Source organism: Variovorax sp. P1_H12_2 (assembly GCF_056405335.1).
Genome location: NZ_JBFUCI010000119.1, coordinates 1 through 15,158 on the forward strand (window position 1 = coordinate 1; position 15,158 = coordinate 15,158).

Consider the following 15,158-nt stretch of genomic DNA (forward strand, 5'->3'; position numbering starts at 1 on the left):
CGGCCTTGCGGCAGCTTGAGTTCCTTGAGCCGCGCCGACAGGCTGATCGCGGGCGGGTCGCCGGCGCGCCCAGCCTGGYAGTTGTCCAATCCCACATGAATGCGGCCGTCCAGGAAAGTGCCGGCCGTGAGCACCACCGCCCGCGCCCGGAAGGCGATGCCCACCTGCGTGATCGCACCCACCACACGATCGCCTTCGATCATCAGATCGTCGACCGCCTGCTGAAACAGCGACAGATTGGGCTGATTCTCGAGGCGGCGACGGATTGCGGCCTTGTACAGGACCCGGTCGGCCTGCGCCCGGGTCGCTCGCACGGCCGGCCCCTTGCTCGAATTCAGGACACGGAACTGGATCCCGCCCTCGTCCGTCGCGATGGCCATGGCGCCGCCGAGGGCGTCGACTTCCTTCACGAGGTGGCCCTTGCCGATGCCGCCGATCGAGGGGTTGCAGCTCATCTGCCCCAAGGTCTCGATGTTGTGGGTGAGCAGCAGCGTGCGGGCGCCCATGCGCGCGGAAGCCAGCGCGGCTTCGGTGCCGGCATGRCCGCCGCCGACGACGATCACATCGAATTCTTCGGGGTACAGCATGGAAAGGGGCGCAGGAGGCATGYGCTCTCGGAAAGGGGGCGTCAATTTTAATCGCCGGCGCGCCTCCGTGCACCCTTTGGGGACAAGCACGCCAAGCCTGGCATCCGCGCCACGGGCCATCTGCGCTGGAAGTATTGCTATCATTTTAATAGCAACGTGGTTGGCAGGGCGCGAGGCCGGCGAAGCAAAAACGCGTCCATCGCCAAACCGCTAGCATCGGCCTCGCGTCGTCAAGAACGCGTTTCGCCTAATCACTGGAGTTTTTCGAATGAAGCTGTATTACTCGCCGGGCGCCTGCTCGTTGTCACCCCACATCGCGCTGCGCGAGGCCGGCCTGGCCTTCGAGCCGGTGCTCGCGAGCACCAAGAGCCACAAGCTGCAGGACGGTACCGACTATTACGGCATCAACCCGCTGGGCTACGTGCCGATGCTCGAACTCGACGACGGCACGCGCCTGCGCGAAGGCCCGGCCATCGTGCAGTACATCGCCGACCTGGCGCCGACCAAGAACCTGGCACCGGCCAACGGCACGATGCAGCGCTATCGCCTGCAGGAATGGCTGACCTTCGTCGGCACCGAAATGCACAAGGGCTTCTCGCCGCTGTTCAACCCGAACATGCCCGAGGAAGCCAAGACCCTCTCGAAGACCCGGCTACTGTCGCGCTACGAATGGCTCGACAGCGAGCTGGCCGACAAGGACTTCCTGATGGGCGAGCACTTCAGCGTCGCCGACGGCTACCTGTTCACGGTGACCAACTGGGCCAAGCCCACCGGCCTGGACATCTCGAAATTCGCGAACCTGAACGCCTGGCATGCGCGCGTCGCCGCCCGGCCCGCCGTGCAGGAGGCGCTGAAGGCCGAAGGCTTGAAGTAGGCTCGCCCCCAGGTTGGGCTCACTTCGTGTAGCCCGCCCACCCCCTACCGGGGGCAACACCAGCGGCCTGGCAGAGCCAGATCCGCGGTGTTTCACGAACGGGCTTCGCTTCGCTGGCCTGTGAACTGCAAATCACGCCAGCCTGGGTGAACACTAGCCAGGGCGCTGGCGCCAAGCCAGCAGGGCGCCGAGCCACAGCGTGAGGGCCGAGGCCAGCAGGCCTCCGGCCAGCCCGCCCTGGCCGTCGGAGATCCAGCCGGTCACGGTCGGGCCGACGATCTGGCCCAGCGCGAACACGATCGTGAAGGCGCTGATGCCCGTCGCCCATTGGGCCGGTGGCAGGTTGTGGCGCACCAGCGCCGTGGTCGAGGCCACCACCGACAGGAACACCGCGCCGAACATCAGGCCCGAGGCCAGGGTCACCGGCCAGGCCGGGCTCAGCACCGGCAGCAGGGTGGCCACGCCCAGCAGCGCGTTCAGCAGCGCCTGTGGGCCACCGCCGCGGAAGCGGTCCAGCAGCCCCGCCCAGAGCCGTGACGAAGCGACGCAGGCGACCCCGAGCAAGGCGTAGAACCAGGTGATCTCGCCCGGGCTCGCACCCTGCTCGCGCAGCAGCGCGATCACGAAGGTCATGTAGCCGATGTAGCCGGCACCGAAGAGTGCATAGCCCGCGAGGGCCCAGCCGAATCGCCGCACCGGCGAGTGGCCATCGGCCATGAGCGGCAGCCTCGACGCCGGACTCGCGACCACGCCCTCCCCCGGCATCGCACGCACCGCGAGCGCCAGCACGGCCGTCGCGGCGACGCTCGCCAGCGCCAGCGCCCACCAGGCCCAGGCCCAGCCATGCGGCGCGCCCGCCGCAGCCTGCAGCACGGCCGGCACCATCAGTGCCGACAGCGTGATGCCCAATCCGGTGCCGCCGTAATAGAGGCCCAGCAGGAACCCCGCGCGCGAGGGTTGCGAGACACCCAGCCGCGCCGCCAGCAGGCCGCCGGCGACGAACACCCAGGCGCTCGCGAGACCGGCCAGCAGCCGCTGCAGCAAGAGGGCCGGGGCCGAAGTGAAGAAGCCGCTGGCGGCCATGAAGACGCTGGCCGCGACCGCGCCGCCGACCAGCAGCCGGACAGGGCCGAAACGACGCATCAGGGCGGGCGTCAGCATGGCACCGAGCAGGTAGCCCGCGGCGTTGGCGGTGTTCATGCCGCCGGCCAGCGCATAGCTCCAGCCCAGGTCCGCGCGCATCGGCGGCAGCAGCAGGCCGTAGGAAAAACGGGTGATGCCGAGCGAGACCGCCGCCCCCAGCGACAGGGCCAGCGCGAGACGAAGGGCTTGGGCGGGCGAGAGCGTGGYGGCGGTCGAAGGCATGGGGCGGGCGCCCATTCTGCGGCATCGCTTAGCACCAAAGCGACAACCCCGCGACAGCAGGGTTGCGGTTCCGGGTTTACCCTGGCGCCGTCTTCTTCATTCACGTCACCACAAGGCACCCAGGCATGAGCACTCTTTTCGATCCCGTCCAGGCCGGCGATCTCGCACTCGGCAACCGCATCGTCATGGCGCCGCTGACGCGCAACCGCTCACCCAACGCGGTGCCGGGCGACATCACCGCCACCTACTACGCACAGCGCGCCTCGGCCGGCCTGCTGATCACCGAAGCCACGGCGATCAGCCAGCAGGGCCAGGGCTACGCCGACGTTCCCGGCCTCTACGGCACCGAGCAACTCGACGCCTGGAAGCGCGTGACCGACGCCGTGCATGCCGAGGGCGGCAAGATCGTGGTCCAGCTCTGGCATGTCGGGCGCGTCTCGCACACCGAGCTGCAGCCCGACAACGGCAAGCCGGTGGCCCCTTCCGCGATCACGGCCAGGACCAAGACCGTGCTGATCAAGGACGGCGTGCCGACCTTCGTCGACACCTCGGAGCCGCGCGCGCTCGACGCCGCCGAACTGCCGGGCATCGTGCACGCCTATGCGGCCGCGGCGCGCAACGCGGTCGAGACCGCCGGCTTCGACGGCGTCGAGATCCACGGCGCCAACGGCTACCTGCTCGACCAGTTCCTCAAGACCGGGAGCAACGAGCGCACCGACGACTACGGCGGCAGCATCCCCAACCGCGCCCGCCTGCTGCTGGAGGTGACGCGCGCGGTGGTCGATGCGGTGGGCGGCGGCCGCACCGGTATCCGCCTGTCGCCCGTCACGCCCGCCAACGACGTCCATGACGCCGACCCGCAGCCGCTGTTCGACTTCGTCGTCAGGCACCTGGCGCCGCTCGGCCTGGCCTACATCCACGTCATCGAAGGCGCCACCGGCGGCCCGCGCGAGCTCGACGATCGGCCCTTCGACTACGAGGCCCTCAAGGCGGCCTACCGCAAGGCCGGCGGCAAGGGCGCCTGGATGGTCAACAACGGCTACGACAAGCCGCTGGCCGAAGAGGCGCTGAAGGAAGGCGACGACCTCGTCGCCTTCGGCAAGCCCTTCATCTCCAACCCCGACCTGGTGCGCCGCCTGCGCGAAGGCGCGCCGCTGAATGCCTGGGACAAGAGCACGTTCTACGGCGGCGGCGAAGCCGGCTACATCGACTATCCCGCGCTGGCCTGAGGCGCCTCGAAGGCCACGCTGACGCGCAGCCCGCCGGCCTCCGAGGCGCGCGCGAAGCTGAGTTCCGCACCGAGCAGCTTCGCGTAGCGCGCCACGATCGCCAGGCCCAGTCCCGCCCCCTGCCCGAGCTTGCGCCCGGCCGGCCCCTGGGCCCAGCGCTGCAGCAGGTCGCGCTCGGCCTCGGGCGCAATGCCCGGGCCATCGTCGGCCACCCCGAGCGTGAGACCGGAGAGTTCCACGGTGATGGTGCGTCCGCCGTAGCGCAGCGCGTTGTCGATCAGGTTGTCGAGGATGCCCTCGACCAGCGCGGCATTGGCCTGCACCGTGACCGCCTCGTCCAGGCCCAGTGCGCCCAGGTCCACGCCCCGGGCGTCGGCGCGCGCCAGATGCCGCAGCACCGCCTGCTGCGCCAGCTGGTCCAGGCGCAGGGTCTCGCGTTGCAGGCCGGTGCGCCCCTCGTCGGCCAGCGCCAGCGCCAGCAACTGGTCGACCAGGCGGCTGGCGCGGGCCTGGCTCTGCGCGATCTGCTGCAGCTGCTCGCGCCAAACGGCCGGGCTCTGCTGGGCCAGGCCGTAGTCGGCCAGCGCGCGGATGCCCGCGAGCGGCGTGCGCAGCTCGTGCGCGACGTTGCCGGCGAACTCGCGCTGCGCGGAGGCGCTTTGGGCCAGCCGCTCGAGCAGCGCGTTGAGCGTGTCGCCAAGCTGCTCGAGTTCGCGCGAAGTGCGCGCCACCGGCACGGCCGCCAGGTCATGCGCGCTACGCTGCTCCAGCGTGCGCCTGAGTTCGCCCAGCGGGTGGAGCTCGCGCTCGATGCCGCGCCAGAGCCAGCCCGCGAGCAACGCGAGCAACACCAGCTGAGGCGCCAGCGAATAGATCAGGAGCTTCTCGATCAGCGTCGCGCGCGCGCGCGTGGTCTGGGCAATGATCACGCGATAGGCAGCCGGCGCTTCGTGGTCCAGCACGACCGCGCGCAAGGTCTGGCCCCGGTATTCGATGCGCGAGAAGCGGTGGCGCACGCCCTCCTCGGGTGCCGGTGCCACCAGCCCCCGGTCACCGGCGAGCAGCGAACCGTCGGGCCGCAGCACCGCGAAGAAGACCGTTTCCGACTGGTCGAACAGGACGTTGGTGATATCGCGCGGCGACAGCAGGAGGTCGAGACCGCTTTCGCCGGCGCGCACGCTGGCCGACACCGAATAAGCGTCGTCGAGGAGCGCGCGATCGAAGGCCTGCTCGGTGAAATAACTGGCAACCAGCAGCGCCACCGCCGTGCCCAGCAGCCACGTCAGGCCCAGCGGCGGCAGCACGCGGCGCAACACCCGCGCGGTCAGCGACGGCGCCGCCGCCGCGCCCGCACTCACGTCTCCGCTTCCATCAGGTAACCGATGCCGCGCAGGGTCCGGATGACGGCGCCGCTGGCGACCAGCTTCTTGCGCAGGCGGGAGATGAAGGCTTCGAGCGCGTTGTCGCCCAGGGACTCGTCGAAGGTCGACAGCTTGTCCGACAGCTCGCGCTTGCTGATCGTGCGGCCTGGCGGACTCATCAGCTCCCACAGCACCTCGAACTCGCGCGCCGGCAGGTCGAGCGGTACGCCGCCGACCGCGAAGCGGCGAGCCCGCCGATCGAGCCGCAGGTGCCCGAGCAGCGCGATGTCTTCGGTGCCCTGGGCCCGGCGCACCAGCGCCCGCAGCCGGGCCTCAACCTCGGCCAGATCGAAGGGTTTGCCGAGGTAGTCGTCCGCGCCCGCGTCCAGGCCCGCGATGCGCTCGTCGGTGCGGTCGCGTGCCGTCAGCACCAGCACCGGCGTGCGGTCGCCGCGGGCGCGCGCCTGCCGCAGCGCCACCAGCCCGCTGGCCAGGCCGCTGGTCGGGTTCGCAGTGGCCGGCAGGTTCAGGTCCAGCAGCACGGCATCGAAGGTCTGTACGCGCCACAGGTGGTCGGCGTCCTCGACGTTGGCCGCCACGTCGACGCGGTGGCCGGCATCGCCCAGGCTGCGCAGCACCACGCCGCGCAGGACTTCATCGTCTTCGACCAGTAGGATTCGCATGGCAAGGGAGTGAAAGATATCGGCTGTTTGTACAACACACAGCACCCCCATGCTGGACATTGGCATGCGGGAAAGGTTCAAACTCGTCATTCGTTCACATGAAGGAGCCAACACGATGAGCCAGAAGTTCCAGGTCACGGGCATGAGTTGCGGGCACTGCGCCGGTGTGGTGCAGAGCGCCGTCCAGACGATCGATCCCAGTGCGCAAGTCACGGTGGATCTCGAGACCGGCCACGTCGATGTGGTCAGCGAGCATCCTCGACGGGACATCATCGTGGCGATCGAGAACGCCGGCTACCAGGCCCAATAGCCCGCTTGCTTCGCGCCGAAGGACGCGCAGCGCGCCAAAACGAGAGAACAGTTGAATACTTTGTGTTTCAAAGTGCAAAATGCGTGCAGCAAAAACCCTGGACAGAAAGACGCTCCATGTTCTCGAGCCTGCTGCCTTCCTCCGTCCGCGAAGCTGCCTATCGGCGCAAGTTTCTGGAGAATCCCCAGAGCGAGGACCTGTTCATGGGTTCGTTCGAGAGCTTTACCGCTGCACACGCCAATGCGCCACCCGGCAAGGCGGTCGGCTACGACGACGCGGAGGCGGCCAAGGCGCTCTATAGCCACCAGATCTATTTCTACGACTACCCGGGCCTGTTCTGGCTCGGGCGCGCGCTCGACGGGGGCATGCGCAGCATCTTCGACCTGGGTGGCCACATCGGCATCAAGTACTACGCCTTCCGCCGCGTGCTTCCCTACCCTGCGAACCTGCGCTGGACTGTCTGCGACCTGCCCGGCGTCGTGCAGACGGGCCAGGAACTCGCCCTCCAGCGCGAAGTAACGTCCCAGCTCGACTTCACGACCGACTATCGCGACGCCAGCGGATACGACGTCCTGTACGCGTCGGGCAGCCTGCAATACCTGCCGTTGCGGATCTCGGAAATGCTCGCCCAGATGCCCGTGAAGCCGAAGCGCATCGTGATCAACACGGCAGCGACTCACCCCGACCGGACACTGTTCACGCTCAACAGCATCGGCTTCGCGGTCTGTCCCTGCCGCATCCAGCACCAGGACACCCTGCTGAACGAACTGATGGAGTGCGGCTACCAGCGCCGCGATGYGTGGCGCAACGAGGGCAAGCCGATCGAGGTGCCGTTCGTCGAGGGTGGCGACCAGGCCTTCTACTCCGGCTGCTGCTTCGATCTGCGTTGAGCCGCGCGCTCCCGGAGCGCGGGGCCCGCCCGAGGCGAGCGCCCCGCTACCATCCGCCCATGCCTTTTCACCCCCGGATCCTGATCGCCGAAGACGAGTCCGGCATCGCCGACACCCTGCAATACGTGCTGCGCACCGACGGCTTCGTGCCGGTCTGGTGCGCCACCGCGGAGCAGGCCATCGCGCAGTTCGCGGCCGAGCCGCCCGCGCTCGCGATCCTCGACGTCGGCCTGCCCGACATGAACGGCTTCGAGCTCTTCAAGCGGCTGCAGGCGCTGCCCGGCGGCGCGCAGGTGCCGATGATGTTCCTGACCGCGCGCAGCGACGAGATCGACCGCGTGGTCGGCCTCGAGCTGGGCGCCGACGACTACATCGCCAAGCCCTTTTCGCCGCGCGAGCTGGTGGCGCGGGTGCGGACCATCCTGCGCCGCAGCGGACGCGGCGCGCAGAGCGCGACAGCCCCCGCAGCGGCGCCCGCAGCCCCGACTCCGGCCCCGGAGGCGCCGGCCACGCCGTTTGCGCTCGACAGCGAACGCATGCAGATCCGCTACTACGGCCGCCTGCTGGAACTCTCGCGCTACGAGTACGGCCTGCTGCGGCTGCTGGTGCAGCGCCCCGGCCGCGTCTACACGCGCGACGACCTCCTGCGACTGGTCTGGGACGAAGCCAGCGACAGCTTCGACCGCACGGTGGATGCGCACGTGAAGACCCTGCGCGCCAAGCTCAAGGCGATCGCGCCCGCGGTCGATCCGATCCGCACGCTGCGCGGGACGGGCTACGCGTTGAACGAAGACCTGCCGCCCACCCCATGAGTACCAGGCCGGCGCCGGGCCGCCCCAAGGCGGCCTGCGGCCCCCTCGGGGGGCAGCGACCCACACGAAGTGGGCAAGCGTGGGGGCCATTCAGGCCGGCGCCGGGCCGCCCCAAGGCGGCCTGCRGCCCCCTCGGGGGGCAGCGACCCACACGAAGTGGGGAAGCGTGGGGGCCATGAAATGACGAGCCGGACGCGCATCTTTCTCGGGATTCTGCTGATCTACACGGCGGGCATCGCCTTCCTGCTCTACCGCGTGGTGATCGACATCGACCCGCGCTACCGCGAGTCGGCCGAGGAGTCGCTGGTCGAAGCCTCGCAGCTGATGGCCAGCCTGGTCGAGCAGGACGTGATCGCCGGCGCGATCAACACCACGCGGCTCGAGCCGCTGTTCCGCTCGGTCTATGCGCGCCAGTTCTCGGCCCAGATCTACAACCTGCACAAGCGCCACGTCGAACTGCGCATGTATGTCACCGACCGCAACGGCCGCGTGCTGTTCGATTCGCTGGGCCGCAACCTGGGCGCCGACTTCTCGCAGTGGAGCGACGTCAAGCGCTCGCTGGCCGGCACCTACGGCGCCCGCACCACGCGCGACATCGCGGGCGATCCGCTGAGCTCGGTGATGTACGTGGGCGCGCCGGTGCGCTGGGGCAACGAGATCGTCGGCGTGGTCAGCGTCGGCAAGCCGGTGCAGAGCTTCGGCCAGTTCGTCGAGGACGCCCGGGCCCGCACGCTGGGCGTCGGCGTCGGCTCGGCGCTGGCGCTGCTGGTGGGCGCGGTGATCGTCTCGATCTGGCTGGTGCGGCCCTTCGGGCTGATCTCGGACTACGTGGGCTGGTTGCGCGCGCAGCGCAGCCCGAGCCTCGGGCGCATGCTGCGCCGGGCGGTCGACACGCTGCGCAGCGGCCTCGGCGAGCTGCGCGACGCCTTCACCGGCCGCAACTACGTCGCCGACTACGTCCAGACCTTCACGCACGAGATCAAGAGCCCGCTGTCGGCGATCCGCGGCGCCGCCGAGCTGATCCAGGAGCCGTCGATGCCGCAGGCCGAGCGCGAACGCTTCCTCGGCAACATCGCGCACGAGACCCAGCGCATCCAGGAGATCGTCGACCGCATGATGGAGCTCACCGCGCTCGAGACGCGGCGCGCGCTCGACCGCAGCGAACCGGTGGCGCTGGCCCCGCTGCTGCAGGACGTGGCCGCCGGCGCCCAGGCCGCGGCGGCCAGGCGCGAGGTCCGGGTGCAGGTGGCGATCCACGCCGAGGCCAGCGTCGAGGGCGACCCCTTCCTGCTGCGCCGAGCGATCAGCAACCTGCTCGACAACGCGATCGACTTCTCGCCCGCGGGCGCCGAAGTCCTGCTGGCACTGGAGGCCAGCTCGCGCCGCGCCGTCGTGAGCGTGCGCGACCGCGGCCAGGGCATCCCGGACTACGCCAAGGACAAGGTGTTCGAGAAGTTCTATTCGCTCGCCCGGCCGCACAGCCAGAAGAAGAGCACCGGCCTGGGCCTGGCCTTCGTGAAGGAGATCGCGGCGCTGCACCGCGGCCGGGTCGAGCTCGCCAACGCACCGCGCGGCGGCGCGCTGGCCACGCTCACGCTGCCGCTGCTGTCACATCACTGACCGGTGAGCTCTGCGTAGGCCTTGCGGGTCTCGGGGCTGACCGCATCGAGCACCTGCTCATAGGAGGTCTTGTGGCGCGCCAGCAGGCGCGCAGAAGCCACGGCCTTCGACTTGCAGTACCAGTGGCAGCTGTGCTGCATCAGGAACAGCTCGGCCGACATCATGAAGGCCTTGGCCTTCGATGGCCGGTGCCGCTCGTTGCGCATGACCGCGGCGATGCCGCGCGCATGGATCGCGAAGGCCTGGCGCAGATCGAAGGTCGCGGCCGGGAACAACTGCTGCGCGAAAGGCAGCGCGAGCGGCAGCTTGCTCACGCGCGCCTCCTTCTCGCCGACCCGGGCGAACTCGGCCGCGAAACTGTCGAACTGGGCCGACAGCTTTTCCTCGGTGGTGTCGAGCAGGCGCCAGATCTGCTCGCGGCGTTCGGGATCGTCCTCGCCCAGGCAGCGCAGGTAGCCCTCGGTGAGGTTCTCCATCAGCTTCTCGATCTGGTAGTGGCCCAGGTGGCTGCCCAGCAGCGCGATGCGCTGTCGCTGGTGCTGGGATTTGACGAGGTAGGCGCCGATGACGATGAGCGTCACCAGGGTGAGAGTTTCCATGGGGGGCGGCAAGAGAGGGCGTTGTGGCAGCCGCAAGTGTAGGAGCGACCCCGCCTCTGCGCGGCCGGCGCAGCCCGGCCCCTTCGTGAAACACCGCGGAACCGGCTTCGCCGGGCCGCTGGTGTTGCCCCCGGTAGGGGGTGGGCGCCCCGACACGAAGTGCGGGGCAACCTGGGGGCGAGCAACAGTGCCACCGCGGAACCGGCTTCGCCGGGCCGCTGGTGTTGCCCCCGGCGAGGGGGTGGGCGGCTACACGAAGTGAGCCAACCTGGGGGAGAGCCAACTACCGGAAGAAATCGAGGATGCGACTGCGCTCTTCGGGTGGCGCCGGCGGGCTCACGGGCACGCCGGCCAGGTCCTCGGCCGGCAGCGGCGCCAGCGCGGCGTCGAGGCCCAGGCTGGCCACGCCGCGGCCCGGCGCGTAGTCGTCGTAGTACCACTCGCCGTCGACCTGCACCACGCCGTCGGATGGCTTCAGCGCCGCCACCGGCACGCCCTTGAGCGCCGACTGCATGTAGCCGGTCCAGATCGGCAGGCTCAGGCTGCCGCCGGTCTCGCCGCGCACGCCGAGCTGGCGCGGCGTGTCGTAGCCGACCCAGGCGATGCCCACGCGCGTCGGCTGGAAGCCCGCGAACCAGGTGTCGAAGGAGTCGTTGGTGGTGCCGGTCTTGCCGTACAGGTCATCGCGCCGGAGCGCCTGGTAGGCCCTCGAGGCGGTGCCGCCCTTCACCACGCTCTGCAGCAGCGAATCCATCAGGAAGGCATTGCGTTCAGGGATCGCGCGCCGGGCCTCGTCCAGCACCGGCGGCTCGGTCTCCATCAGGACCTTGCCCCGGGCGTCGGCGACCCGCGTCACGAGGTAGGGATTGACGCGATAGCCGCCGTTGGCGAACACCGCGTAGCCGGCCGCCATCTGCATCGGCGTCACCGAGCCGGCGCCCAGCGCCATCGGCAGGTTGGCCGGCTGCTTCTCGCGCTCGAAGCCGAAGCGCGTGACCCAGTCCTGCGCATAGTCGGCGCCGATCGACTGCATGACCCGCAGCGTGACCAGGTTCTTCGACTGTTGGAGCGCGCGCCGCAGCGTGATCGGCCCGTCGTGGCCGCCGTCGTAGTTCTTCGGCTCCCACGCCGTGCCGTTGGCGCCCGCCTCGAAGGTCAGCGGGGCGTCGTTGACCACGGTGGCCGGCGTGAAGCCCTTCTCGAGCGCGGCCGAATAGATGAAGGGCTTGAAGCTCGAGCCGGGCTGGCGCCAGGCCTGCGTCGCGTGGTTGAACTTGTTCTTGCCGAAGTCGAAGCCGCCGACCAGCGCCTGGATGGCGCCGCTGCGCGGGTCGATGGCGACGAACGCGCCTTCGACCTCGGGCAGCTGCGTGATCTCCCAGCTGTTCTTCGGCGTGCGCGCGACCCGGATCACGGCACCGGGGCGGATGCGGATGTTGCGCGCCGCCTTCTCGGACAGGCCCGACTGCGCCGGTTTCAGGCCCTCGCCGCTGATCTGCAGCGTCTCGCCATTGGCGCGCACCGCCGTGACCTCCTTGGCGCTGGCCTGCAGCACCACGGCGGCGATCAGGTCGCCGTTGTCCGGATGCTCGGCCAGCGCGTCATCGACCGCGTCGTCGAGCGCCTTCGGATCGGCCGGCAGATCGATGACCGCCTCGGGCCCGCGATAGGCCTGGCGCCGCTCGTAGTCCATGATGCCGCGGCGCAGCGACCGATAGGCCGCCTGCTGCTCGGCCGCGATCAGCGAGGTCGTGACCTTGAGCCCGCTGGTGTAGATGCTGTCGCCGTACTGCGCATGCATCATCTGGCGCACGGTCTCGGCCACGTACTCGGCATGCAGCCGCGACGGATCGGCGGCGTCGCGCAACTGCAGCGGCTCACGGCGCGCGGCGTCGGCCTGCGCGGCGGTGATGAAGCCGGTCTCCTGCATTCGATCGATCACGTAGAGCTGGCGGGCGCGGGCGCGGCGCGGGTTGGCCACCGGGTTGTTGGTGCCCGGCGCCTTCGGCAGGCCGGCCAGCATCGCGGCCTCGGCGATCGTGATGTCCTGCAGCGGCTTGCCGAAATAGGTCTCGGCGGCGGTCGCGAAACCGTAGGCCCGGTTGCCCAGGTAGATCTGGTTCAGGTAGATCTCGAGGATCTGGTCCTTGGTGAGCTCGCGCTCCATGCGCAGCGCCAGCAGGATCTCCCAGGTCTTGCGCCGCACGGTGCGCTCCGAGCTCAGGTAGACGTTGCGCGCCACCTGCATCGTGATCGTCGAGGCGCCCTGCTTGCGCCCGCCCTGCAGGCTGGCCAGCGCGGCGCGCGCGAAGCCCTTGTAGTCGACGCCCCCGTGCTCGTAGAAGCGCGCGTCCTCCACCGCCAGCACCGCGTCCTTCATGACCTGGGGAATCTGCGCGAAGGGCGTCAGGTTGCGGCGCTCCTCGCCGAACTCGCCGATCAGCGTGCCCTCGGCCGAATAGACCCGCAGCGGCTGCTTGGGCTGGTAGTCCGACAGCTGCGCGACGTCGGGGAGCCGCGGGTAGATGGTGGCCACCGCGATGCCTCCGGCGATCGCCAGGACGACGACGGTGCCGGCCGACAGCGCGGCGATCCAGGCTGCCGGGCGGCGCCAGGTCGGCGCTCGGGAGGGAGTTGCGGAGGAAGGGGTCATGGCAGGGAGGGAGCAGGAACAGGCCCCGATGGTTCCCCATGGGCGCGATGTCCGTGTGAAGTGCCGACGCGCGGGACTTCACACGGACTTCACACAAACCTGCCCCGGGCGCGCCGACTTCAAGAAACCTTCGAACCCCCTTCTCACTCGCTCCCGACAGTGGGCACCGTGCAAGTTCGCACAAGAAGAAGGAGAAGGAACAACACCATGGACGCCCCTGCCACCCCCATCCGTCCCGGCCGCTGGCTCTGGCTCGTCACCGTGACGCTGGCCGCCGCGAGCTTTCTCGCACTGAGCGCACGCCCGCTGCATGCGCAGGAAGCGCCGGGCCCGCGGGCGAAGACCGAGAGCCCGTACTTCTTCGTCAAGAGCGACGATCCCGAGCTCGACCGCCTGCCGCTCAAGGGCACCGAGGTCGACGTGAAGATCTCGGGCGTGATCGCCGACGTCACCGTCACGCAGACCTACCGCAACGAGGGCCAGCGGGCGATCGAGGCGCGCTATGTGTTCCCGGGCTCGACCCGCGCCGCGGTCGGTGCCCTCCACGTGCGGATCGGCGACCGCCTCATCACGGCGCAGATCCGCGAGAAGGCGCAGGCCCGCATCGACTACGACGCCGCGAAGAAGGAAGGCAAGACMGCCGCGCTGCTGGAGCAGCACCTGCCCAACGTGTTCCAGATGAACGTCGCCAACATCCTGCCGGGCGACGAGGTCAAGGTGGCGCTGCGCTACACCGAGCTGCTGGTGCCTCAGGGCGGCAACTACCAGTTCGTCTATCCGACCGTGGTCGGGCCGCGCTACAACAGCCCGCAGTCGGAGAACGCGCAGGCCCGCTGGGTGGCGCAGCCGACGCTGCGCGCGGCGGTCGCATCGGGCACCGCCTTCAAGCTCAAGGTCGCGCTCGACGTGCCGATGGCGCTGCAGGAAGTGCGCTCGGCAAGCCATGCGATCGAGGTCGCCCGGCGCGATGGCGATGCCCATGCCGACGTCACGCTGGCCGGCAGCGCCGGGCCGGCCGACAACCGCGACTTCGTGCTCGCCTGGCGGCTCGCGGGCGAGCGGATCCAGTCCGGGCTGATGCTCTACCAGGGCCACGGCGACGGCGCCGAGAACTTCTTCCTCGCGATGGTCGAGCCGCCGAAGTCGGTGGCCGCGAACGCCGTTTCGCCGCGCGACTACATCTTCGTGGTCGACATCTCGGGCTCGATGCACGGCTTCCCGCTCGACACCGCCAAGGTCATGCTCGAGCGCCTGATCGGCGGACTGCGGCCCAGCGACACCTTCAACGTGCTGCTGTTCTCGGGCAGCAACAGGATGCTGTCGCCGCACTCGGTGCCGGCCACCCGCGCCAACATCACGCAGGCGCTGGCCACGATCCAGAACTACGGCGGCGGCGGCAGCACCGAGCTGATCCCGGCCTTGAAGCGCGCCTATGCCGAACCGAAGGCCGAGGGCGTCTCGCGCACCCTGGTGGTGGTCACCGACGGCTACGTCACGGTGGAGCGCGAGGCCTTCGAGCTGGTTCGCAGGAACCTCTCCAAGGCCAACCTGTTCGCCTTCGGCATCGGCTCCTCGGTCAACCGCCACCTGATGGAAGGCCTGGCGCGCGCCGGCATGGGCGAGCCCTTCGTGATCACCGATCCGGTCCAGGCGCCCGAGCAGGCCGCGCGCTTCCGCCGCATGGTCGAGTCGCCGGTGCTGACCCAGGTGAAGGCGCGCTTCGAGGGTCTCGATGTCTACGAGGTGGAGCCGATGACGCTCCCCGACGTGCTCGGCGAGCGCCCGGTGATCCTGTTCGGCAAGTGGCGCGGCGAGGCCAAGGGCCGGCTCGTGATCGAAGGCCGCAGCGCCGAGGGTCCGTACCAGCAGGTGCTGAAGGTGGACCCGCAGGCGCGCCGGGACGCGGCCGCGCTGCGCAGCCTGTGGGCACGGCATCGCATCGCGAGCCTCTCCGACCAGGAAGCGCTGGAGGGCGGCGACGAGCTGCGCCAGCGCATCACCGACCTGGGGCTTCGCTACGGCCTGCTCACGCAATACACCAGCTTCATCGCGATCGACCAGGTGGTGCGCAACGCGGCGCCCCAGAACGGCGCCAGCGTCGACCAGCCACTGCCGCTGCCGCAGGGCGTGAGCGAACTCGCGCTCGGCCAGAGCCTGGGCGCCGAGGTGCCGAGC

Annotated in this window: 13 protein-coding genes; 7 read left to right on the forward strand and 6 right to left on the reverse strand. The window is 69.7% G+C overall.

Annotated elements, in window-relative coordinates; all coding sequences use genetic code 11:
* Positions 1-587 (reverse strand): FAD-dependent oxidoreductase (locus tag AC1D2K_RS14270; RefSeq protein WP_478089483.1); only part of this gene is annotated, 587 nt, incomplete at its 3' end.
* 268 nt (positions 588-855) lie between these two features.
* Between AC1D2K_RS14270 and gstA the strand changes: the two genes are divergently transcribed.
* The gene (gstA, locus tag AC1D2K_RS14275; protein WP_478089484.1) at positions 856-1,461 is read left to right on the forward strand and encodes a glutathione transferase GstA; all 606 of its coding nucleotides are present in this window, start codon (positions 856-858) and stop codon (positions 1,459-1,461) included.
* Between the two features lie 153 nt (positions 1,462-1,614).
* Here gstA and AC1D2K_RS14280 read toward each other — a convergent pair whose 3' ends face one another.
* Positions 1,615-2,826, reverse strand: coding sequence for a YbfB/YjiJ family MFS transporter (locus tag AC1D2K_RS14280; RefSeq protein WP_478089485.1), 1,212 nt, complete (start codon positions 2,824-2,826; stop codon positions 1,615-1,617).
* 125 nt (positions 2,827-2,951) lie between these two features.
* Between AC1D2K_RS14280 and AC1D2K_RS14285 the strand changes: the two genes are divergently transcribed.
* Positions 2,952-4,055 carry an alkene reductase gene (locus AC1D2K_RS14285; protein WP_478089486.1) on the forward strand — a complete coding sequence of 368 codons (1,104 nt, stop codon included), beginning with the start codon at positions 2,952-2,954 and terminating at the stop codon, positions 4,053-4,055.
* Here the strand turns inward: AC1D2K_RS14285 and AC1D2K_RS14290 are convergent.
* Both AC1D2K_RS14290 and AC1D2K_RS14295 read right to left on the reverse strand, forming a co-directional pair.
* A complete protein-coding gene (locus AC1D2K_RS14290) occupies positions 4,037-5,413 on the reverse strand; it encodes a sensor histidine kinase (protein ID WP_478089487.1) in 1,377 nt (458 codons plus the stop codon). The two genes, AC1D2K_RS14285 and AC1D2K_RS14290, sit on opposite strands and share 19 nt — an antisense overlap.
* Positions 5,410-6,099, reverse strand: a complete 690-nt coding sequence (locus AC1D2K_RS14295) for a response regulator transcription factor (protein WP_478089488.1) — start codon at positions 6,097-6,099, stop codon at positions 5,410-5,412. Before AC1D2K_RS14295 ends, AC1D2K_RS14290 begins: the two co-directional genes overlap by 4 nt.
* Positions 6,100-6,214: 115 nt before the next feature.
* Between AC1D2K_RS14295 and AC1D2K_RS14300 the strand changes: the two genes are divergently transcribed.
* The 4 genes from AC1D2K_RS14300 (at position 6,215) to creC (ending at position 9,731) form a co-directional block, all read left to right on the forward strand.
* A complete protein-coding gene (locus AC1D2K_RS14300; RefSeq protein WP_442285188.1) occupies positions 6,215-6,409 on the forward strand; it encodes a heavy-metal-associated domain-containing protein in 195 nt (64 codons plus the stop codon).
* A 116-nt stretch (positions 6,410-6,525) separates the two neighbouring features.
* Positions 6,526-7,299, forward strand: a complete 774-nt coding sequence (locus AC1D2K_RS14305) for a TIGR04325 family methyltransferase (RefSeq protein WP_478089489.1) — start codon at positions 6,526-6,528, stop codon at positions 7,297-7,299.
* Positions 7,300-7,358: 59 nt separating this feature from the next.
* Positions 7,359-8,111 carry a two-component system response regulator CreB gene (gene creB, locus AC1D2K_RS14310; RefSeq protein WP_478089490.1) on the forward strand — a complete coding sequence of 251 codons (753 nt, stop codon included), beginning with the start codon at positions 7,359-7,361 and terminating at the stop codon, positions 8,109-8,111.
* Positions 8,112-8,291: 180 nt separating this feature from the next.
* Positions 8,292-9,731: a two-component system sensor histidine kinase CreC gene (gene creC, locus AC1D2K_RS14315; RefSeq protein ID WP_478089491.1), complete on the forward strand. Its 1,440-nt coding sequence runs from the start codon at positions 8,292-8,294 to the stop codon at positions 9,729-9,731.
* On the opposite strand, the gene AC1D2K_RS14320 is transcribed toward creC, so the two are convergent.
* Together AC1D2K_RS14320 and AC1D2K_RS14325 are read right to left on the reverse strand one after the other, a co-directional pair.
* Positions 9,725-10,330, reverse strand: a complete 606-nt coding sequence (locus tag AC1D2K_RS14320) for a hypothetical protein (RefSeq protein WP_478089492.1) — start codon at positions 10,328-10,330, stop codon at positions 9,725-9,727. The two genes, creC and AC1D2K_RS14320, sit on opposite strands and share 7 nt — an antisense overlap.
* Positions 10,331-10,613: 283 nt before the next feature.
* The gene (locus AC1D2K_RS14325; RefSeq protein ID WP_478089493.1) at positions 10,614-12,983 is read right to left on the reverse strand and encodes a penicillin-binding protein 1A; all 2,370 of its coding nucleotides are present in this window, start codon (positions 12,981-12,983) and stop codon (positions 10,614-10,616) included.
* Between the two features lie 207 nt (positions 12,984-13,190).
* On the opposite strand from AC1D2K_RS14325, the gene AC1D2K_RS14330 reads away from it, so the two are divergent.
* The coding region (locus AC1D2K_RS14330) for a VIT and vWA domain-containing protein (protein WP_478089494.1) at positions 13,191-15,158 on the forward strand (1,968 nt) is incomplete at its 3' end.

What these genes read in the sequence shown, in the direction of transcription:
- gstA (WP_478089484.1), top strand. Translation starts at nt 856, where the DNA reads ATGAAGCTGTATTACTCGCCGGGCGCCTGCTCGTTGTCACCCCACATC.
- AC1D2K_RS14285 (WP_478089486.1), top strand. Translation starts at nt 2,952, where the DNA reads ATGAGCACTCTTTTCGATCCCGTCCAGGCCGGCGATCTCGCACTCGGC.
- AC1D2K_RS14295 (WP_478089488.1), bottom strand. Translation starts at nt 6,099, where the DNA reads ATGCGAATCCTACTGGTCGAAGACGATGAAGTCCTGCGCGGCGTGGTG.
- AC1D2K_RS14300 (WP_442285188.1), top strand. Translation starts at nt 6,215, where the DNA reads ATGAGCCAGAAGTTCCAGGTCACGGGCATGAGTTGCGGGCACTGCGCC.
- creB (WP_478089490.1), top strand. Translation starts at nt 7,359, where the DNA reads ATGCCTTTTCACCCCCGGATCCTGATCGCCGAAGACGAGTCCGGCATC.
- creC (WP_478089491.1), top strand. Translation starts at nt 8,292, where the DNA reads ATGACGAGCCGGACGCGCATCTTTCTCGGGATTCTGCTGATCTACACG.
- AC1D2K_RS14320 (WP_478089492.1), bottom strand. Translation starts at nt 10,330, where the DNA reads ATGGAAACTCTCACCCTGGTGACGCTCATCGTCATCGGCGCCTACCTC.
- AC1D2K_RS14325 (WP_478089493.1), bottom strand. Translation starts at nt 12,983, where the DNA reads ATGACCCCTTCCTCCGCAACTCCCTCCCGAGCGCCGACCTGGCGCCGC.